22 protein-coding genes are annotated in these 19,857 nt (G+C 71.6%); 20 read left to right on the plus strand and 2 right to left on the minus strand.

Annotated features, from left to right (window positions below):
• Positions 1-43: 43 nt before the first annotated feature.
• The 4 genes from priA to ABGB12_RS09340 all read left to right on the plus strand — a co-directional run bounded on the left by priA (position 44) and on the right by ABGB12_RS09340 (position 2,832).
• Positions 44-763: a bifunctional 1-(5-phosphoribosyl)-5-((5-phosphoribosylamino)methylideneamino)imidazole-4-carboxamide isomerase/phosphoribosylanthranilate isomerase PriA gene (priA, locus tag ABGB12_RS09325; RefSeq protein ID WP_347675908.1), complete on the plus strand. Its 720-nt coding sequence runs from the start codon at positions 44-46 to the stop codon at positions 761-763.
• Positions 760-1,152 carry a RidA family protein gene (locus ABGB12_RS09330; RefSeq protein WP_347675910.1) on the plus strand — a complete coding sequence of 131 codons (393 nt, stop codon included), beginning with the start codon at positions 760-762 and terminating at the stop codon, positions 1,150-1,152. The genes priA and ABGB12_RS09330 overlap by 4 nt, the downstream gene beginning before the upstream one ends.
• Complete coding sequence (hisF, locus tag ABGB12_RS09335) at positions 1,149-1,910, plus strand: imidazole glycerol phosphate synthase subunit HisF (protein ID WP_347675912.1); 762 nt, start codon at positions 1,149-1,151, stop codon at positions 1,908-1,910. Before ABGB12_RS09330 ends, hisF begins: the two co-directional genes overlap by 4 nt.
• Before the next feature lie 79 nt (positions 1,911-1,989).
• Positions 1,990-2,832 carry a hypothetical protein gene (locus tag ABGB12_RS09340; protein WP_347675914.1) on the plus strand — a complete coding sequence of 281 codons (843 nt, stop codon included), beginning with the start codon at positions 1,990-1,992 and terminating at the stop codon, positions 2,830-2,832.
• A gap of 9 nt (positions 2,833-2,841) precedes the next feature.
• On the opposite strand, the gene ABGB12_RS09345 is transcribed toward ABGB12_RS09340, so the two are convergent.
• A complete protein-coding gene (locus ABGB12_RS09345) occupies positions 2,842-3,180 on the minus strand; it encodes a hypothetical protein (protein WP_347675916.1) in 339 nt (112 codons plus the stop codon).
• A gap of 130 nt (positions 3,181-3,310) precedes the next feature.
• Positions 3,311-4,552 carry a hypothetical protein gene (locus ABGB12_RS09350; protein ID WP_347675918.1) on the minus strand — a complete coding sequence of 414 codons (1,242 nt, stop codon included), beginning with the start codon at positions 4,550-4,552 and terminating at the stop codon, positions 3,311-3,313.
• Between the two features lie 117 nt (positions 4,553-4,669).
• On the opposite strand from ABGB12_RS09350, the gene ABGB12_RS09355 reads away from it, so the two are divergent.
• The 16 genes from ABGB12_RS09355 to ABGB12_RS09430 all read left to right on the plus strand — a co-directional run bounded on the left by ABGB12_RS09355 (position 4,670) and on the right by ABGB12_RS09430 (position 19,613).
• Positions 4,670-6,661, plus strand: a complete 1,992-nt coding sequence (locus ABGB12_RS09355; RefSeq protein WP_347675920.1) for an ABC transporter ATP-binding protein — start codon at positions 4,670-4,672, stop codon at positions 6,659-6,661.
• Positions 6,658-8,445 (plus strand): ABC transporter ATP-binding protein, encoded by a 1,788-nt coding sequence (locus ABGB12_RS09360; RefSeq protein WP_347675922.1) that lies wholly within the window; start codon positions 6,658-6,660, stop codon positions 8,443-8,445. Before ABGB12_RS09355 ends, ABGB12_RS09360 begins: the two co-directional genes overlap by 4 nt.
• 457 nt (positions 8,446-8,902) lie before the next feature.
• Complete coding sequence (locus ABGB12_RS09365) at positions 8,903-9,109, plus strand: cold-shock protein (protein ID WP_106398542.1); 207 nt, start codon at positions 8,903-8,905, stop codon at positions 9,107-9,109.
• A gap of 135 nt (positions 9,110-9,244) precedes the next feature.
• Positions 9,245-9,637: a phosphoribosyl-AMP cyclohydrolase gene (hisI, locus tag ABGB12_RS09370; protein ID WP_347675924.1), complete on the plus strand. Its 393-nt coding sequence runs from the start codon at positions 9,245-9,247 to the stop codon at positions 9,635-9,637.
• The gene (locus ABGB12_RS09375; RefSeq protein ID WP_347675926.1) at positions 9,634-10,248 is read left to right on the plus strand and encodes a Trp biosynthesis-associated membrane protein; all 615 of its coding nucleotides are present in this window, start codon (positions 9,634-9,636) and stop codon (positions 10,246-10,248) included. The genes hisI and ABGB12_RS09375 overlap by 4 nt, the downstream gene beginning before the upstream one ends.
• Positions 10,136-10,927: a response regulator transcription factor gene (locus ABGB12_RS09380; protein ID WP_347675928.1), complete on the plus strand. Its 792-nt coding sequence runs from the start codon at positions 10,136-10,138 to the stop codon at positions 10,925-10,927. The genes ABGB12_RS09375 and ABGB12_RS09380 overlap by 113 nt, the downstream gene beginning before the upstream one ends.
• A gap of 105 nt (positions 10,928-11,032) precedes the next feature.
• Entirely contained in the window at positions 11,033-11,452 is a 420-nt protein-coding gene (locus tag ABGB12_RS09385) for a DUF2752 domain-containing protein (RefSeq protein WP_347676131.1), read from the plus strand.
• A gap of 79 nt (positions 11,453-11,531) precedes the next feature.
• Positions 11,532-12,338: an indole-3-glycerol phosphate synthase TrpC gene (gene trpC / locus ABGB12_RS09390; protein WP_347675930.1), complete on the plus strand. Its 807-nt coding sequence runs from the start codon at positions 11,532-11,534 to the stop codon at positions 12,336-12,338.
• Positions 12,339-12,438: 100 nt separating this feature from the next.
• Complete coding sequence (gene trpB / locus ABGB12_RS09395) at positions 12,439-13,653, plus strand: tryptophan synthase subunit beta (protein WP_347675932.1); 1,215 nt, start codon at positions 12,439-12,441, stop codon at positions 13,651-13,653.
• Positions 13,650-14,447, plus strand: a complete 798-nt coding sequence (gene trpA, locus ABGB12_RS09400; protein ID WP_347675934.1) for a tryptophan synthase subunit alpha — start codon at positions 13,650-13,652, stop codon at positions 14,445-14,447. The genes trpB and trpA overlap by 4 nt, the downstream gene beginning before the upstream one ends.
• A gap of 147 nt (positions 14,448-14,594) precedes the next feature.
• A complete protein-coding gene (locus ABGB12_RS09405) occupies positions 14,595-15,134 on the plus strand; it encodes a DoxX family protein (RefSeq protein ID WP_347675936.1) in 540 nt (179 codons plus the stop codon).
• Positions 15,135-15,163: 29 nt separating this feature from the next.
• A complete protein-coding gene (locus ABGB12_RS09410; RefSeq protein WP_347675938.1) occupies positions 15,164-15,910 on the plus strand; it encodes a thioredoxin domain-containing protein in 747 nt (248 codons plus the stop codon).
• 108 nt (positions 15,911-16,018) lie between these two features.
• Entirely contained in the window at positions 16,019-17,272 is a 1,254-nt protein-coding gene (lgt, locus tag ABGB12_RS09415; RefSeq protein WP_347675940.1) for a prolipoprotein diacylglyceryl transferase, read from the plus strand.
• Positions 17,269-17,997, plus strand: a complete 729-nt coding sequence (locus ABGB12_RS09420) for a VIT1/CCC1 transporter family protein (RefSeq protein ID WP_347675942.1) — start codon at positions 17,269-17,271, stop codon at positions 17,995-17,997. Before lgt ends, ABGB12_RS09420 begins: the two co-directional genes overlap by 4 nt.
• Before the next feature lie 42 nt (positions 17,998-18,039).
• Positions 18,040-18,816: a hypothetical protein gene (locus ABGB12_RS09425; RefSeq protein WP_347675944.1), complete on the plus strand. Its 777-nt coding sequence runs from the start codon at positions 18,040-18,042 to the stop codon at positions 18,814-18,816.
• Positions 18,813-19,613, plus strand: coding sequence for a hypothetical protein (locus tag ABGB12_RS09430; protein ID WP_347675946.1), 801 nt, complete (start codon positions 18,813-18,815; stop codon positions 19,611-19,613). Before ABGB12_RS09425 ends, ABGB12_RS09430 begins: the two co-directional genes overlap by 4 nt.
• The last annotated feature ends 244 nt before the right edge of the window (positions 19,614-19,857 follow it).

The raw sequence follows: 19,857 nt of genomic DNA on the forward strand, positions 1-19,857 counted from the left end.
TGCGTTTCGGCCGGTCAGGGCCCGGCCGGTAGGGTGGTGGGTCATGACCCTGACGCTGCTTCCCGCCGTTGACGTCGCCGATGGCCAGGCCGTACGCCTGGTGCAGGGCGAGGCCGGCACCGAGACCTCCTACGGCAACCCCCTCGACGCCGCGCTGGCCTGGCAGAGCGCCGGCGCCGAGTGGATCCACCTCGTCGACCTGGACGCCGCCTTCGGCCGCGGCTCCAACCGTGAACTGCTGCGCGAGGTGACCGGCCGGCTGGACGTCAAGGTCGAACTGTCCGGCGGCATCCGCGACGACGCCTCCCTGCGCGCGGCCCTGGACACCGGCTGCGCCCGGGTGAACATCGGCACCGCCGCGCTGGAGAACCCCGAGTGGTGCCGCAAGATCATCTCCGAGTTCGGCGACCGCATCGCCGTCGGCCTGGACGTCCGGGGCACCACCCTGGCCGCCCGCGGCTGGACCCAGGAGGGCGGCGACCTCTGGGAGGTCCTGGAGCGCCTGGAGAAGGACGGCTGCCCGCGCTACGTCGTCACCGACGTCACCAAGGACGGCACCCTGCGCGGCCCGAACGTCGAGCTGCTGCGCGAGGTGTGCCGCCGCACCGACAAGCCGGTCGTCGCCTCCGGCGGCGTCTCCTCCCTGGACGACCTGCGGGCGCTGGCGACCCTGGTCCCCGAGGGCGTCGAGGGCGCGATCGTCGGCAAGGCCCTGTACGCGCAGGCCTTCACCCTCCAAGAGGCGCTGGAGGCCGTTCGATGATCGAACGGATCTCGTCGGGCGGCCCGTGGGAGGAGGCCTTCGGCTACTCCCGCGCCGTGCTGGCCGGGGACATGGCCTTCGTGTCCGGCTGCACCTCCGTGGTCGACGGCGAGGTCGTCCACGTCGGCGACGCCTACGAACAGGCCCGCACCGCCTTCCAGGTGGCGCTGTGGTCGCTGGAGCGCCTGGGCCTGTCGCCCAAGGACGTGGTGCGCACGCGCATGTACGTGACGGGCGCCGAGCACGTCGAGGCCGTGGGACGCGCCCACGGCTCGTTGTTCGGCGACGTCAGGCCCGCCTCCAGCCTGCTGCTGGTGGCCGGGCTGATCGACCCGCGCATGCTGGTCGAGGTCGAGGTCGACGCCTACGCGGGAGATGTGATCACATGACCGTCGCCATCCGAGTGATCCCCTGTCTGGACGTCGACGCGGGCCGTGTCGTCAAGGGGGTCAACTTCCAGAACCTGCGTGACGCGGGCGACCCGGTGGAGCTGGCCCGCCGCTACGACGCCGAGGGCGCGGACGAGCTGACGTTCCTGGACATCACCGCCTCGTCCGGGGACAGGTCCACCACCTACGACGTGGTCCGGCGGACCGCCGAGCAGGTGTTCATCCCGCTGACCGTGGGCGGCGGCGTCCGGACGGTCGAGGACGTGGACAAACTGCTGCGGGCGGGGGCCGACAAGGTGTCGATCAACACCGCGGCGATCGCCCGGCCGGAGTTCCTGCGCGAGGCGGCGCACCGGTTCGGCTCGCAGTGCATCGTGCTGTCGGTGGACGCCCGGCGCTGCGCGGACACACCGTCCGGCTTCGAGGTGACCACCCACGGCGGGCGCAAGGGCACCGGCATCGACGCGATCGAGTGGTCGCGCAGGGCCGAGGAGCTCGGGGTGGGGGAGATCCTGCTCAACTCCATGGACGCCGACGGCACCAAGAGCGGGTTCGACCTGGAGATGCTGGCGCGGGTCCGCGGGGTGGTCACCGTTCCGGTGATCGCCAGCGGCGGCGCGGGCGCGCTGGAGCACTTCGCCCCGGCCGTCGCCGCAGGGGCCGACGCGGTGCTGGCCGCCTCGGTCTTCCACTTCGGCGAGCTGAAGATCTCCGAGGTGAAGGACGCGATCAGGAGCGCCGGGCACCCGGTGCGCTGAGGACCATCCCCGGGCGGCGGTCCCGTCCGGGGACAGTCCGGTTCGTTATACGAAAAACCGGGCTTTACCCTGGTTCTTCGTGAGAATCGCGATTGCTACTTTCGCCGGCCTGCCGGACGGGGACGAGGACCTCCCCGCGCTGCGTGAGGCGCTGGCGGGCCACGGGCACACCGCCGAGCCCGTGGTCTGGGACTCCGGCGCGGACTGGGCGGCGTTCGACCTCGTGGTCGTCCGCAACACCTGGGACTACATCGTCCGCCTGGAGGAGTTCCTGGCCTGGGCCGACGGGATCGGCAACCTGGCCAACCGGGCCGACGTCCTGCGCTGGAACACCGACAAGAGGTACCTGCGGGACCTGGCCGCGGCCGGCGTCCCGGTCGTCCCCACCCTGTGGGACCCCGAGGACCTGCCCGAATGGCCGGAGTACGTGATCAAGCCCGCGGTGTCGGCCGGCTCGCGGGACACCGCCCGCTGGTCGGCCGTCGAGGCGGCCTCGGCCCGCGCCCATCTGGACCGGCTGCGCGCCGAGGGCCGCACCGTCATGGTCCAGCCCTACCTCGACGCCGTGGACAGCGCGGGCGAGACCGCCCTGATCTTCTTCGACGGAGAGTTCAGCCACGCCGTGCGCAAGGCGCCGATCCTCACCCCCGGCAGCGGGGTCCAGGAGATCATCACCGACGAGAAGGACGAACGGGAGCAGATCACTCCAAGAGAGCCCTCTCCCGCCGAGCTGGCACTGGCCCGCGACGTCCTGGCCGCGGCCCCGCCGGACCTGCTGTACGCCAGGGTCGACCTGCTCCCCGGCCCCGACGGCTCGCCCGTCCTGCTGGAACTGGAGCTGAGCGAGCCGTCCCTCTTCCTGGGTCACGCGCCCGGCGCCGCCGGACGGCTGGCCGCCGCGATCACGCGGCGGCTCTGCTGACGCCCGGGCTCACCCGCCGGCGTTCGCCGCGATCTCGATGACGACCTGCTCCTGGGTGATGGACTGCACCCGGACGTCGAAGTCCCCGGAGGACTGCTCGCCGTCCAGGGGGACGGTGATCTGCTGTCCGCCGATCTTCAGGGTGACGGAGGTGTCGGTGGCGGAGACGAACTCGGCGTTCACGCCCAGGACCTCGGCCTTGGCGTTGACGCCGCGGTCGAAGGTCACGGTGCACTTGCCCTCGACCACGTTGCAGTCGGTGTTCTCGCTGCTGCACGCGGAGGTCGTGGCCAGGGCCAGCGCCAGCAGGGGGGTGGCGAGGAGAAGACGGGTCTTCGAGGAGATCATGCGAGCAGTGTAGGGGCGGGACGTGAACCCGGGCATCGCCCTGCGGGACCACTTGGAGCCTCCCCCGGGGAGGAGGGACCGCCTTCCGGATGACACCTGGCGACGATTTCCGGGGTCCGCGGCGGACGGGTCAGGTCTCCGTCCGATCCACCGCCACCGAGACCACACCGGGCTCCTCCGCCGCGCAGACGGCCAGCCGGCGCAGCCGCAGCCGGTTGTCCTCGGTGAGCGGCGCGGTGGCGGCGCCGATCCGGCGGGCGTCGTCCTCGCAGTCCCACAGCGCCTCGGTGGCGTAGGCCTCGGCGGTGTGCGGGGCGGTGCGCAGCAGCGCGGTGAGCAGCCTCGGCCGCAGGTAGGCGTACTCGGTGGCCGACCAGGCCTCCTTCAGCAGCGGGACCGCGGCGCCCGCGCGCAGCCGTCCCAGGCCCTCCACCGGGCTGGCCGCGGCGCCCCAGCCCTTGGCGGACAGCGCCTCCTCCAGGTCGCCCAGCAGGATCGGCACGTCACGGGCGGTGCCGTGCCTGGCCAGGATGTCGATGCCGATCTCGGCGCAACCCGGCACGCCCCCAGCCCAGGCCCTGGCCCTGGGAAGGGCCTCGGCGCCGTACTCGCGCAGGGCCCGGCAGATGACGCCGCGCCAGCGGCTGGGGCGCTCGGGCAGGAACTCCTCGGCCAGGTCCAGCAGGGCGGGGCTGCGGCGGCGGCCCAGTTCCAGGATGGCCTCGACGGAGGCCTCGGAACGCTGGTGGACCAGCGCGGCCAGTTCGCCGTCCGAGCCGGTGGGGCGCTGCTGCTCCCGGGGATGCGGGGGCGGACTGGAGCGGCGCGTCCGCACCGCCTCGGCGATCACGGAGTGCTCGGAGGCCCACTGCTGGATGACGGGATTGCCGGGGTCGTCGACGAGCCAGTGCAGGTCGTCCTCGTCGCAGCGAGCGGCGGCGACCGGGCCCAGGCCGTGGACGAGCGCCGGGTCGCCCAGGGAGACCAGGGCGTCCAGCGCCTCGAACCAGTTCGCGCCCTCCTCGGCGTAGTGGCGCAGGGGGGTGGCGGCCTCGCGCCTGCTCAACCGGACGAGATCGGTCAGGGTGTCGATCGCCAGGGAGACGCGCCAGTCGTCCGAGGCCGTCTCGTCCTCCGGATCGAAGAGGTGCTCCGCGATCGGATGGACCGGCAGTTCCAGATCGACGACCAAGCGGGCGTAGTAGAGGCTGCGCGACTCTATCTGGCGGTCCCAGCGTGGATCCCTGCGTATGCAGTCATAGACGAACTCGCCTGAGCCCGGGATCTCGGCGGCCCTGCGCGCGGCCCGGCCGAGGCCTCGCTGAAGCTGTCCATGCAGCGTGGTGACGGGGTGAATCACGTTGGCATCCACCCAGCCAGCATGCGCAGGCGAGCACCGCGGGGGCAAGTGCCTTTTGGGACGGGAATAACTGTCGGACGTCGGTGGTAGGGATGGTGGCCGAACATTGTTAACAGTGGGAGATTTTTCGTGCCGGAACGGGTCGACCCTCAGATCCTGCGTGCGGGGCTGCGCGTCCTAGGCGTGGCCATCCGCGCCGAGCCCTTCGTGTTCACCCTCTCGGTGCTCGCCAGCGCCCTGTACGGGGGCACGACGGTGGCCAGCGCATGGGTGCTGGGGCGGGTGACCCAGAAGGTGATCATCCCGGCGTTCGAAGCGGGCAGGACCACCTCGGGCGCGCTCGCCGCGGCGGCCGCCGCGATCGTCGGGGTGGCGGTCCTCAAGGCGCTGGGCGTGGCGGGAAGACGGTTCTGGGCCGGTCTCATGCAGTACCGGATGCAGGCCGCCTACCGGCGCGAGGTGACCCGCAGGTACCTGCGGCTGCCGCTGGCCTGGCACCAGCGCCACCCCACCGGCCAGCTGCTGTCCAACGCCAGCTCCGACGTCGAGGCGGCGTGGGCGCCGCTCGCGCCGCTGCCGATGGCGGTGGGGGTGGTCTTCATGCTGGTGATGGCGGCGGGGGCGATCCTGGTGATCGACCTGCCGCTGGCGCTGATCGGCTTCCTGATCTTCCCGACGATCGCCCTGCTCAACCTGGTCTACCAGCGGAAGCTGGGGCCCAAGGCGGCCCTGGCCCAGCAGCTGCGGGCACGGGTCAGCGAGGTGGCGCACGAGAGCTTCGAGGGCGGCCTGGTGGTCAAGACCCTCGGCCGGGAGGACGCCGAGACCACCAGGTTCCAGACCGAGGCCGACCTGCTGCGCGACACCAACATCCAGGTCGGGCGCATCCGCGGGCTGTTCGACCCGGTGATGGAGACGCTGCCCCGGCTGGGCGTCCTGGCGGTGCTGCTGGTCGGCGCGATCCGGTTGGACGCCGGGGCCGTCGACTCCGGCGAGCTGGTCCAGGTCTGCTACCTGTTCACCCTGCTGTCCTGGCCGATCAGGGCGCTGGGCTGGGTGCTGGCCGAGCTGCCGCGCAGCGTCGTCGGCTGGGAGCGGGTCCGCGAGGTCCTGGACGCCGAGGGCTCACTGCCCTACGGCACCGCGGAGCTCGTCTCCACCGAGGCGGCCGAGCTCCAGGTCAAGGACGTGCGGTACGGCTACGGCGGGAACGGCGGGAGCACCGTGCTGGACGGGGTGGACTTCTCCGTCGCGCCCGCCCGGACCATCGCGGTCGTCGGGTCCACCGGCTCCGGCAAGTCGACCCTGGCCTCGCTCCTCGTCCGGCTGGTCGACCCCGACGAGGGCGCCGTCCTGCTCGACGGGGTCGACGCCCGGGACCTCGCGCCCGGCGAGGTGGCCGACACGGTCGCCCTCGTCCCGCAGGAGACGTTCCTGTTCGACGACACGGTCCGCGGCAACCTGCGGCTGGGCCGGGACCTCCCCGACGAGGAGCTCTGGCGGGCGCTGCGCCTGGCCCAGGCGGACGGGTTCGTCTCCGAGCTCTCCGACGGCCTCGACACCATGATCGGCGAGCGAGGGACCACCCTCTCGGGCGGACAGCGCCAGCGCCTGGCCCTGGCCCGCGCCCTGGTCCGCCGCCCTCGCCTCCTCGTCCTGGACGACGCCACCTCCAGCGTCGACCCCCGCGTGGAGGCCCGCATCCTCCACGGTCTGCGCGACACCCGCGCCAGCGTCGTGGTGATCGCCTACCGCAAGGCCACCATCGCCCTCGCCGACGAGGTCGTCCACCTCGAGCACGGCCGCGTCGCCGACCGGGGCGCCCACGCCGCGCTCCTGGAGCGCTCGGCCGGCTACCGCGACCTCGTCAACGCCTACGAGCAGGCCGAGCAGGCGGCCCTCGCCGAGCAGGCGGGGGAGGAGGGGCCCGCGCTCGCGGGGCCGGCGGAGGGCCTCCAGGAGAAGGCGGAAGGCCTTCCGGAGGAACTGACGGAACCGGAGAAACGGGCGGAGCGCGCGGATCTGCTGGAGGCGGGGTGGGCGGATCCCCCCGGGCCGAAGAGGCGGACGGAGCATGTGGAGACCCCGGCCGGAGACCGCGAGGAGGACGTGACCGCATGACGATGTTGAACGAGGCGGCGCTGCACGAGGGGGCGCTGGCCACCGCGCGGCGCGGGCTGCGGATGACGCCGGAGTTCCGGCGGGGGCTGGTCCTCACGCTGGTGCTGGCGGTGGTGGCCACGGCGGGACGGGTGGTCATCCCGATCGCGGTGCAGCAGACGATCGACCACGGGCTGCCCTCGGGAGGCGCGGGCGGGCCCGACATGGACTACATCCGCAAGGCGGTCGGGGCGTGCGCGGTGGCCGTCCTGCTCACCGGTGTGGCCGCCTACCTGATGAACGTGCGGCTGTACCGCAGCACGGAGACGGGTCTGGCGTCGCTGAGGGTGAGGGCGTTCCGGCACGTGCACGACCTGTCGATGCTCACCCAGAGCGGGGAGCGGCGCGGGGCGCTGGTCTCCCGGGTGACCGGCGACGTCGACCAGATCAGCCAGTTCATGCAGTGGGGCGGGCTGATGCTGCTGGTCTCCGCCGCCGAGGTGCTGGTGGTGACCGGGCTGATGGCCGTCTACTCCTGGCAGCTGACCCTGCTGGTGTGGGCGTCGTTCATCCCGCTGGTGCTGGGGCTGCGCCACTTCCAGAAGAAGATCTCCCAGGCCTATCTGGTGGTCCGCGAGCGGATGGGCGACCTGCTGGCGGTGGTCGGCGAGGCGGTGGTCGGCGCCTCGGTGATCAAGGCGTACGCGGCCGAGGCCAGGACCGCCGAACGGGTGGACCAGGCGGTCGAGCGGGGCAAGCGGGCGCAGACCAGGGCCCAGGCGCTGGTCGCGATGACGTTCCCGCTGAGCGAGGTCGTCGCGGCTCTGGCCACCGCGGCCGTGGTCGTCTGCGGGGTGCTGCTGGGCGTGGGCGGCGCGATCAGCGCCGGCGAGCTGGTGGCGTTCATGTTCCTGGTCACCCTGTTCGTGAGCCCGATGCAGACCGCCACCGAGATCCTCAACGAGGCGCAGAACGCGATCGCGGGCTGGCGGCGGGTGCTCGGAGTGCTGGACACCGAGCCGGACGTCGCCGACCCCGGCGAGGCCGGCCGGACGCTGGAGCGCGGCCCGGTCGCCGTCGCCTTCGAGGACGTCACCTTCGCCTACCCGTCGGGGCCGACGGTGCTGCACGGGGTCGACGTGGACATCGCGCCCCGCAGCCGCGTGGCCGTGGTGGGGGAGACGGGGTCGGGCAAGACGACCTTCGCCAAGCTGCTCACCCGGCTGATGGACCCGGCCTCGGGCACCGTCCGGATCAACGGGGTGCCGCTGCGCGAGATCAGGTTCTCCTCGCTGCGCGAGCGCATCGTCATCGTCCCGCAGGACGGCTTCCTCTTCGACGCCACCCTGGCGGAGAACATCCGCTACGGGCGTCCGGAGTCCACCGACGAGGAGCTGGCGGCGGCGCTCGGCGAGCTCGGCCTGGGCGACTGGCTGGAGGGCCTGCCGCTGGGCCTGGACACCCCGGTGGGCCAGCGCGGCGAGTCCCTGTCGGCGGGGGAGCGCCAGCTGGTCGCGCTGGCCCGCGCCTACCTGGCCGACCCGGATCTGCTGGTGCTGGACGAGGCGACGTCCGCGGTCGACCCGGCCACCGAGGTCCGGCTGCAGCGCGCGCTCGACGGCGTGACCCGGGGCCGGACCGCCGTTTCGATCGCGCACCGGCTGTCCACGGCGCAGGCGGCGGACGAGGTCCTGGTGTTCGACCGGGGCCGGATCGTGCAGCGCGGCCCGCACGCGGAGCTCGTCGCGGTGCCGGGCGTGTACGCCGATCTGCACGCCTCCTGGGTGGCGCAACGAGGGATGTGAAGGCAGGTCGCGGACCGCGCCGGATCACGGTCGGCGGGAGGGGCGTCGGGTTTGCGATGCCGTCCCGTGAGCATCCTGATGCCGACCTGAGGCCGTGCCGTGAGCACCACGTGATCAGGCCTGTGTCGTGCGAGGGGGCAGACCGTTGATTCGCTCGTATTCGTGTGAATACGGTGCGGATTCATGGTCTTGTCCCCCGTACCGGTGATCAGCGCGAAATCCCTTACCAAGCAGGGGTTTTCCTTCTCGCGGATCTTGGTCAGGCGATGCTATTCTCGCCCCAGCGGTTGCAGTCGTGGTTCGTTCAAGTGTTTACCGGTGGTAAAGCGCCCGCGCGGACGATGACAGCGGGCGTTTTGGCTTTCCCGGGGACGGTACCCGGGGGCGAGGGCTCCCCGCGCAGACCGCGATGGGGCCACGAGGTGTGGCGCCGTGTTTTGCCGCAAGGAGAAAGACCATGCCCCAGCAGGGCACCGTGAAGTGGTTCAACGCCGAGAAGGGCTACGGCTTCATCGCCGTGGACGGCGGAGGACCCGACGTCTTCGTCCACTACTCGGCGATCCAGTCCTCCGGCTACCGCAGCCTGGACGAGGCCCAGCGCGTCGAGTTCGAGGTGACCCAGGGCACCCGGGGTCCGCAGGCCGACCAGGTCCGCCCCCTGTAGTCCCACCCTCAGCCGGTACTTCCGGGGAGCCCGTCCCGCCACCGCGGGGCGGGCTCCCCGCGTTCCGGCGCCGCCGCGCGGTCCGCCGCCGCGTCCCGTTGGCGGCCACCGCGGGGGAGGCGGCACAATGGAGGCATGTCAGCGCAAGGGCCCGCGGCCCCGAACTCCACAGCACTCGACCCCAAGATCGCAGCCCGGCTGAAGCGGACCGAGGACGGCCTCGTCCCCGCGATCGTCCAGCAGTACGACACCCGTGAGGTGCTCATGATGGGCTGGATGGACGACGAGGCGCTGCACCGGACCCTCACGACGGGACGCTGCACCTTCTGGTCGCGCAGCCGCAAGGAGTACTGGGTCAAGGGCGAGACCTCCGGGCACGCCCAGTGGGTGAAGTCCGCCGCCCTCGACTGCGACGGCGACGTCGTACTGGTCCAGGTCGACCAGGTCGGCGCGGCCTGCCACACCGGCGACCGCGCCTGCTGGGACGCCGACGACCTCGGGGCCGTCGTAGGGAACCGCCCGGAATGACGGAGTCCACGCGGGAGACCGGCGAGCCGGCCTCCCGCGGCCGGGAGGCGCTCCTGGCCGCACTCGGCTGCGCGGCGGGCGCGATCCTGGTCGTCTACGCCTCGGGCCGCACCTGGGCGACGGTCGACCCGAAGCCGGAAGGCGCCGAGGACCTCCAGGTGACCGGAGAGGCCCTCACCGCCACCGGCGCCCTCGGCTGGGCGGCCCTCGCCGCGCTCGCCGCCCTCGCGGCCACCCGGGGCCGGGCGCGGATCGCGGTCGGCGCCGTCCTCACCCTGCTGGGCGCGGTGATCTGCCTGCTCTCCCTGACCGCGGCCGATCCCTCGTCGGTGGCGGCCGCGGCCGCCGAGGCGTCCGCCCTCTTCAACGCCGGGGACGAGTACTCCATCGCCGGGACGAGCTGGCCGGCGCTCTCGGCCGCCGGCGGGGTGCTCACCGCGCTGGCGGGGGTCGTCACCGCCGTCAGGGGCCATCGCTGGCCCGGCATGTCGGCCCGCTATGACCGGAGGCCCCAGCCGGCGGGAAAGGCCGCGTCCGACGATCCCACGGCCCTGTGGAAATCCCTGGACCGCGGCGAGGACCCCACCGCCGCCGACCCCGAGGAGCACTGAGATCGGAACCTCCGAGCCCGGCGGCACCGTCCTCGTCTTCGAACACGACCCCGACGTCGCCGCCCTCCAGCGGCTCTACCTGGCCCGCGAGGGCTACCACGTCGTCATCGAGCACGACCGCTCCCGGGCGCTCCCCGTGATCGCCGAGACCCGGCCCGACGTCATCGTCCTCGACCTCTCGGAACTGCCCCCTCCCTCCACTCCCACGGAACTGCACCGCCGCGTCACGGACGCCGCCAAACCCGTCCCGGTCATCTGCGTCGTCCCGCCCGGCCCGACCTCCGCGGGCCGCGCCCCGGCCAGGGAGCGCACCGTCCCCCGCCCCTTCAGCCCCCGCACCCTCCTCTCCGCCATCGCCGAGGCCCTGCGCGCCCGCGCCGACGACACCGCCGCCGACGTGCTGCACGCCGGGGACCTCACCCTCGACCCGCAGACCCGCACCGTCCACGTGGGCGACGCCCCCACTCCCCTGACCGCCACCGAGTTCGACCTCCTCGCCCATCTCCTGCGGCACCCCGGCCGCGTCTTCACCCGGGAACAGCTTCTGGCCTCCTCCTGGCCCTCGGGAGCCAACGCCGGAGTCCGCACCGTGGACGTCCACATAGCCCAGCTACGGGCGAAACTGGGCCCTGCCAGTCCCATCCGCACGGTGCGGGGCGTCGGCTACGTGGCGGGCTGAGGCCTTCCGGTCTTCTCCGCGGACGTCCGCGGAGGTCTCCGCCGGCTCGCGGAGAACCTCCGCCGCAGGTTCTCCGCGAGCCCTGAGGGGTAGTTTGGGGGCGTGATGGAGGCTGTGGAGGGGCGGAGCAGGTGGAAGGCGCTGGCGGCTCCCTTGGGGCTGCTGGCGGCCGGGGCCGCCGGGGTGGCGTTCGTCGGGCTCGTCAGCCCCTATGAGGCGGGGCACTATCCGGTCTGTCCCTTCCTGGGCATCACGGGGTGGTACTGCCCGGGATGCGGGGGGCTGCGGATGACCTACGAACTGGCGCACGGGCGGTTCGCGGAGGCGTTTTCGCGCAACGCGCTGGTGTTCGTGATGCTCCCTCTCGCGGCCTACCTGTGGGGGCTGTGGACGATGGCCTCCTGGCGGGGGACGGTGGTCCGGACCAGGCTGGGGAGCCGGGCGGCGATCATTGCGCTGACCGGGTCGATCTTGGTTTTCTGGGTGGTCAGGAATCTGCCGTTCGGGCGGGCGCTGGCGCCTTAGAGCGTGGGGCTCGTGCTCGCGCGGGGCGGCGGGCGGCTACCATCGGGTACGGACAGGGCACCGTGATGAGGGGACAACCGTGAGCGTTCTCGACGAGATCATCGACGGAGTACTCGCGGACCTCGCAGAGCGGCAGAAGACCGTTTCGCTGGAGGACCTCAAGCAGCGGGCCGCCGCCGCCGCGCCGCCGCGGGACGCGATCCGGGCGCTGGGCGGGGACGGCGTCTCGGTCATCGCCGAGGTCAAGCGCAGCAGCCCCTCCAAGGGCGCGCTCGCCGCGATCGCCGACCCGGCCGCGCTCGCCCGCGACTACGAGGCGGGCGGCGCGAAGGTCATCAGCGTACTGACCGAGCAGCGCCGGTTCGGCGGCAGCCTGGAGGACCTGGCGGCCGTCCGGGCGAACGTCGACATCTGCGTCCTGCGCAAGGACTTCATCGTCACCGCCTACCAGCTGTGGGAGGCCCGCGCCTACGGCGCAGACCTCGCGCTGCTCATCGTGGCGGCGCTGGAGCAGGAGGCCCTGGTCTCGCTGATCGAGCGGGCCGAGTCGATCGGGCTGACCCCGCTGGTGGAGGTGCACACCGAGGACGAGGTGGCGCGGGCCGTCGCCGCAGGGGCCAAGGTCATCGGCGTCAACGCGCGCAACCTCAAGACCCTCGAGGTGGAACGCGGCACCTTCGCCAGGCTGGCTCCGCTGATCCCCGACGACGTGATCAAGATCGCCGAATCCGGGGTAAGGGGACCGCACGACCTCCTGGCCTACGCCACCGCGGGCGCGGACGCCGTGCTCGTCGGGGAGAGCCTCGTCACCGGCAGGGACCCGCGCACCGCGGTCGCCGACCTGGTGGCGGCGGGTACGCACCCGGCGCTCCGCCAGGGCAAATAAGATCGGGGCATGACCTCCACCGGCCGCGCACCGCGCGAACGATGGCGCAGGGGTCGGCGTCCCAGCTGAACATCCCCTACACCATCGACAGGAAGACCCCATGACCATCGAAAGTGCCATGCCCGACGCGGCAGGGCGGTTCGGACGTTTCGGCGGGCGGTTCGCCCCCGAAGCCCTCATGGCCGCTCTCGACCAGCTCGAGACCGAGTACGAGAAGGCCAAGCACGACCCGCAGTTCCAGGCGGAGTTCCAGGACCTGCTCGTCAACTACGCGGGCCGTCCGAGCCTGCTGACCGAGGCCAGGCGCTTCTCCGAGCACGCCGGCGGGGCCCGGATCCTGCTCAAGCGCGAGGACCTCAACCACACCGGCTCGCACAAGATCAACAACGTGCTGGGCCAGGCGCTGATGACCAAGCGCATGGGCAAGACCCGGGTGATCGCCGAGACCGGCGCCGGTCAGCACGGCGTGGCCACCGCGACGGCCGCGGCCCTGATGGGCCTGGAGTGCACCGTCTACATGGGCGAGGTCGACACGCAGCGCCAGGCGCTGAACGTCGCGCGCATGCGGATGCTCGGCGCCGAGGTGATCCCGGTCAAGAACGGCAGCCGCACCCTCAAGGACGCCGTCAACGAGGCGTTCCGCGACTGGGTGTCCAGCGTCGAGAACACCCACTACGTCATCGGCACCGTGATGGGCCCGCACCCGTTCCCGATGATGGTCCGCGACTTCGTGCGCGTCATGGGCGTCGAGGCCCGGCAGCAGGCGCTCGATCTGCTCGGGCGCCTCCCCGACGCGGTCGTCGCGTGCGTCGGCGGCGGCTCCAACGCCATCGGCATCTTCCACGAGTTCGTCCCCGACGAGGGCGTGCGGCTGTACGGCTTCGAGGCCGCCGGGCGAGGCGTCGACACCGACGAGCACGCCGCGACCATCACCAAGGGCTCCGTCGGCGTCATCCACGGCATGCGCACCTACCTCCTGCAGGACGAGGAGGGTCAGACCCTGGAGTCCCACTCGATCTCCGCGGGCCTGGACTACCCGGGCGTCGGCCCCGAGCACTCCTGGCTGCACGACACCGGCCGCGCCGTCTACCGGGCGATCACCGACGCCGAGGCCATGGACGCCTTCGCGCTGCTGTGCCGCACCGAGGGCATCATCCCGGCGATCGAGTCCTCGCACGCCCTGGCCGGCGCCATCAAGGTCGGCAAGGAGCTCGGCCCGGACGCCGCCATCGTCGTCAGCCTCTCGGGCCGCGGCGACAAGGACATGCACACCGCGGCCGCCTACTTCGGCCTGATGCCGGAGGAGGGCAAGTGAGCGTCTCCATCGCCTTCGAGAAGGCCAAGGCCGAGAACCGCGCGGCCCTGGTCGGCTACCTGCCCGCCGGCTTCCCGTCCGTCGAGGGAGCCGTGGAGGCCGCCAAGGCCATGGTCGACGGCGGCTGCGACGTCATCGAGATCGGCCTGCCCTACACCGACCCGCTGATGGACGGCCCGACCATCCAGGACGCCGTGCACCGCGCGCTGACCGGCGGGGCCCGGATGGCGGACGTGTTCCGCACCGTCGAGGCCGTCGCCGCCACCGGCGCGCAGACCCTGGTCATGACCTACTGGAACCCGGTCGACCGGTACGGCGTCGAGCGGTTCGCCACCGAGCTGAAGAGCGCGGGCGGCGCCGGGCTGATCACCCCGGACCTCACGCCGGAGGAAGGCGGGGAGTGGCTCGAGGTGGCCGACTCCCTCGACCTCGACAAGGTCTTCCTGGTCGCGCTGAGCTCCACCGAGGAGCGCATCGAGAAGATCACCTCGATCTGCCGCGGCTTCGTCTACGCCGCCTCCCTCATGGGCGTCACCGGCGCGCGCACCGCCATCGACACCGGCGCGGCCGGGCTGGTCGCCCGCACCCGCAGGCACACCGACCTGCCCATCGGGCTGGGCCTGGGCGTCGGCAACGGCGCGCAGGCGGCCGAGGTCGCGGGCTTCGCCGACGGCGTCATCGTCGGCTCGGCCTTCATCAAGCGGCTCCTGGACGCCCCGTCGCAGCCCGCCGGGCTCAAGGCGGTGCACGAACTGGCCGTCGAGCTGTCCGAGGGCGTACGCGCGGGCAGGTGAGCGCAGGGCGCCGTCGGCCGGTGGATTCCGACCGACGGCGTTTTTGCCGCTATCCTCGACGCTCGGTGTCCATCGCGTCACCGAAGGTGGTTGACGGCGGGCTTACGCGCGGTGGCCTAGCCTGCTCCAGGCGAAGACGAGAATTGGGTGAGGGCCGTGGTGGTCGAAGCGCACGAGACGTCTGAACACGAAGAGCGGGACGAGCCGGGGCCGGGGCGACTGGTCGCCCGTGCCTGGACGCAATGGGTGACGACCGTCGCCCGGGTCGTGCTGGCCGGGGTGCTGTTCTGGGCCGGCTGGGTGAAGTTCAACGAGCCTCCCGCGCTGCAGCGCCAGGCGGTCGAAGCCTACGAGCTGCTGCCCTCCGGCGTGGCCGGAGCGGTCGGCTACGGCCTGCCGGTCCTGGAGATGGTGCTGGCGCTGCTGCTGGTGGTGGGCTTCGCGACCAGGTTCAGCGCGGTGATCTCGGCCCTGCTGATGGTTGTTTTCATCGCGGGCATAGCCTCGGTCTGGGCCCGCGGCCTGAACATCGACTGCGGCTGCTTCGGAGGAGGCGGCACGGTCGCCGAGGGGGACACGAAGTACCTGCAGGAGATCCTGCGCGACCTCGGTTTCCTGGCTCTGGCCGTCTGGACCGCGGTGTTCCCTCCGGGACGGCTGTCGCTGGACCGCCGTCTGGGACTGTAGAAGAGCGAACGGGTTCGAAGGGGGAACCGATGGGCAAGGCCACGCGGGAGAGGTCCGCGCGGGAGAGACTGGCCGAGCAGCGCAGGATCGAGGCGCAGCGGGAGAAGCGCACGCGCATGATCACCGTGGTGGGCGGCGCGCTGGCGCTGATCCTGGTCGCGGTCGGCCTGGTCGTCTACATCAACTCCAGCAAGGACAAGAGCGAGGAATACGCCGGAAAGCTGGCACCCGCCACCCGTGAGGCCGACGGCTCGATCGTCATGGCCCAGCCGGGGGTGACCGCCCCGGTCCTGGAGATCTACGAGGACTTCCAGTGCCCCGCCTGCAAGAACCTCGAGGACACCAGCGGCGACACGATCAAGCGGCTGGCCGCCGAGGGCAAGGCGAAGGTGGTCTACCGCCCGTTCCGGCTGTTCGGCCAGGACCCGCTGAAGTCCAACTCCGAGCGGGCCGCCAACGCGGCGCTGTGCGCCCCGGCCGACAAGTGGGTGCGCTTCCACGACGAGATCTTCGACAACCAGCCCCGTGAGGGCAGCGTCGGCTTCCAGAACGACGACCTGATCGCCTGGGGCGGCGAGTCCGGGATCACCGGCGCCGGGTTCGAGAACTGCGTGAAGCAGGGCGAGAAGAACACCCAGGTGGCCTCGATGACCGAGTACGCCCTGAACACCGCGAAGGTCGAGTCCACCCCGACCGTCAAGCTGGACGGCGAGGTGATCACCGACGCGGCCTTCTCCCCGAGCGACCTGGAGAAGGCGGTGGCCTCGGCGAAGTAGGACACGGGCACGCGAGATCCGGCGGCGAGCCGGTCACCCTCACAGGGTGACCGGCTCGTTGTACTTGATGACCCGAGAAGTGACGGGAAAGCGGTAACGTCAACGGTCATGCACCTCGCCTCGATTCCCAGCCCCTCTCAGGGGGTCTGGCATCTCGGCCCCTTCCCGCTGCGGGCCTACGCGTTGATGATCATCTTGGGCGTCGTCGTCGCGGTATGGCTCGGGGAGAAGCGCTGGACCGCCAAGGGCGGCGCTTCCGGGACCGTCGTCGACGTGGCCGTCTGGGCCGTGCCGTTCGGCCTGGTCGGTGGCCGTCTCTACCATGTGGTCACCGACTACCAGATGTACTTCGGTGAAGGCCGCGACCCGCTCGACGCCGTCAAGGTGTGGAACGGCGGTCTCGGCATCTGGGGGGCCGTCGCCTTCGGCGCGCTCGGCGCCTGGATCGGCTGCCGCAGGCTGAACGTGCGCCTGGCCCCGTTCGCCGACGCCATCGCGCCCGGCATCGCGCTGGCCCAGGCCATCGGCCGCTGGGGCAACTGGTGGAACCAGGAGCTGTACGGCAAGCCGACGAACCTGCCGTGGGCCGTGGAGATCGACTACGCGCACCGCCCGAAGGACGCCTACGGCGCGGTGCTGCCCCAGTACGAGACGGTCGGCACCTACCACCCGACGTTCCTGTACGAGTCGTTGTGGTGCCTGGCCCTGGCGATCGTCGTCATCTGGGCGGGCGGCCGCTTCAACCTCAACCACGGCCGTTCGTTCGCGCTGTACGTCGCCGGCTACACCCTGGGCCGCGGCTGGATCGAGGCGCTGCGGATCGACCCGGCGCACGAGTTCCTCGGTCTGCGCCTCAACGACTACACCGCGCTGGTGATCTTCCTCTGCGCCGCGGCCTACCTCTACTTCAACCGCGGAAAGGCCAGGGTGCCCGAGCCGCTGGCCCTTCGGCCCGAGCCCGGCGAGATCGTGTCCGAGAACTCCGGAGAGCCGGAGGAGGCCCCGGCGCCCGAGGCGAAGGACGAGGAGGAGCCCGCCGAACCCGGAGCGGACTCCGAACACGGGGCCGAGGAGGACTCCGGACCCGCCGTGCCGGAGCCCCGGGAGGCGAAGGAGACCTCCGTCGAGGAGACTCCCACCGAGCCCGAGCCCGAGCCCGAGCCCGAGCCCGAGCCCGTCTCCGAGTCTGAGCCCGTCTCCGAGCCTGAGCCTGCCTCCGAGTCCGAGCCCGAGGCCGAGGCCGAGCTCGTCTCCGAGACCGCTGACGGTGAGGCGGAGGCCGCCGCCGAGGACGCGCCGGAGCCCGCCGAGCCGAAGGACGGGGACGAGTCGGTGGCGGAGACCGCCAAGGGCGAGAGATGAGCTCTGGATCGCCGGAGGAGAAGAAACGGCTTCCTGAGCATCATCACCGCCACCGGGACGTCCAGGGCGGCTGGTTGCGCCCGGCCGTCTTCGGCGTGATGGACGGCCTGGTCTCCAACTTCGCGTTGATCGCCGGAGTGGCCGGAGGCCAGGTCGAGCCCAAGATCATCTTGTTGGCGGGTCTGGCCGGCCTGGCCTCGGGGGCGTTCTCGATGGGAGTGGGCGAGTACGTCTCGGTCGCCTCCCAGTCGGAGCTGGCCGAGGCGGAGATCGAGGTGGAGCGCCTGGAGCTGGAGCGCAATCCGGTCGCGGAGAAGGCCGAGCTGGCCGCGCTCTACGAGGAGCGCGGGCTCAGCCCCGAGCTGGCCGCGGAGGTCTCCGAGGCCCTGCACCGCAACCCGGAGGAGGCGCTGGAGGTGCACACCCGGGAGGAGCTGGGCGTCGTGCCGGGCGATCTGCCCTCCCCGCTGCTGGCGGCTCTCGCCTCGTTCGCCGCCTTCAGCGTCGGGGCGCTGCTGCCGGTCCTGCCCTACCTGCTCGGCGCCGTCTCGTTGTGGCCCGCCGCGGTGGTCGCGGCCTTCGGGCTGTTCGGGGCGGGGATGCTGGTCTCCAAGGTCACCGCCCGTTCCTGGTGGTTCAGCGGTCTGCGTCAGCTGTTCTTCGGGGCGGCCGCGGCGACCCTCACCTACGGCATAGGCGCCCTTATCGGCGTCAGCGGACTATAAGCTCACCCGCGACGGATTCGCATGGAGGAGACGGTAGGCGGCATGAGCTCACAGGCCCGGTCCCGCAGCAAGCCCGGCGGCGCGGGCGGGGACGACCTCTGGCCGGAGAACAACGAGTCGGAGCTGCCCAAGGGCAAGATCCTGATCGGGTCGCTGCTGGCGCTGCTGCTGCTCGTCGGCGGCGGCGTCTGGTTCTTCGTCCAGCAGGGCGATGAGGATCCGAAGATCCCGCCCGGCAGCCACCTGCCGGACGTGTACGTGCCGCAGAGCGCCGATCCGGAGAGCTCGGCGCTCTCCCGGCGCGCGTCGGACATCCGCGCCTTCACCGAGGGCGAGGTGTTCGGCGAGCACAAAGAGGTCTCCTACCGCAAGTACGTCTTCACGCTGGTGAAGAGCGAGGTCTCCACCGACTGCGCGCGGGCGGCCTGGGGCGACCTGGTCGTGCAGACGCTGCGGCGCGGTGAGTGCAGCCAGATGGCGCGGGGCGCCTACCTGTCCAAGGACAAGAAGTACGCGGGCGTCTTCGTGGCGGTCAACATGGTGGACGCCAAGAGCGCCCAGCAGGTGCTGAACTCCCTGGACCCTGCGCTGAAGGGCGGGTTCGTCCGGCCTCCGGAGTTCCCCGGCGTGAAGGACTTCGGCAGCGGGTTCACCGCCGCCTACTCCCAGGTCATCGGCCACTACGTGATCATGAGCTGGGTGGGGCGGGCCGGCGGCGAGCAGCCCCAGGCCATGAACGAACTGATCGACGGCAGCCTGGCGGTCCAGAAGCCCGAGGAGTTCGCCTGGGGCCGACTGGTCCAGCTCGATCCGCGATGACGCCGTATGAGCGGGAGCGCCCCGCATCCTCCCCGGAGCGGGAGAAGCCGTCCGGCGGCCCCCGGGGACGGAAGAAGAAGGGCGGCTCGCAGGCGTTCTTCATCGCCGCGGGGGTGGGCGGGGCCCTGGTGGTGGTGCTCATCCTGGTGCTGGCGATCATGTGGCCGAAGGAGAACGCCAAGAAGCGCAAGGCCGAGGAGAAGGTCCCGATGAGCCGGCCCGCCGTGACGGGGCTGGCGCCGGACAGCTACTCCTCCTCGCCCTCCGCCGCGGTGTTCGCCGAGATCGCCACCCGGCAGGAGGACTCCGCGCCGCTGTCGGAGGAGGAGATGTTCCCCGAGAAGGACACGCTGCAGGACGAGGTCTCCGGGGCCGAGCTCGGGCTGCGCCTCTCGGCGCTGGACGACGACTGCGGCCGGGCGGTCTGGGGCACCAGGCTGGGCGAGGCCCTGCAGGACGGGGGCTGCACCCAGGCGGTCCGGGGCCTGTACACCGATGAGAAGAAGGGCCTGCGGGTCCTCGTCGCGGTCTACAACATGCGGGACGAGGACGCGGCGAACAAAGCGGTGGAGGCTTTTGGTGCCGGTTCGGGGGGGTTTGTAAAGCTTCCTGGGAAGACTCCCCAAGGTTTCGGGGAGAACTTCAGCCTCGCCCGGGGTGTGGCGATGGGCCACTACGCCCTGATCACCTGGGCCGAGCGGGCGGACGGCGAGGGCCGGGGCACGAGCAAACCCCTGTTGTCACTGGTGGTGACGGCGGCCAAAGCGGAGGCGATCTACGCCCGCGCCGCCGGGTGATCTGCCGGAAACCGCGATGAAACGGTGAGGTTGATCACCCGTTAACAGACAGGTCTAGACCTGGCGGGTCTGGTTTGTCCCGCTATCATGGGGTAAGCATACGGAACGGCCTCGGTCACGTTCTCTGGTCGAGGCCGGGGAACGGTGTGCCCAGGAGCTGATCGATGATGACAGCTACCAGCCGATCGGCCGAGAAAGTGAAAGTTTCGTCAACCCGGTCAGTCGGGCATGCTTCGGACAGTGA

The organism is Actinocorallia sp. B10E7, from assembly GCF_039871655.1.
Taxonomy (GTDB): Bacteria; Actinomycetota; Actinomycetes; order Streptosporangiales; family Streptosporangiaceae; genus Actinocorallia.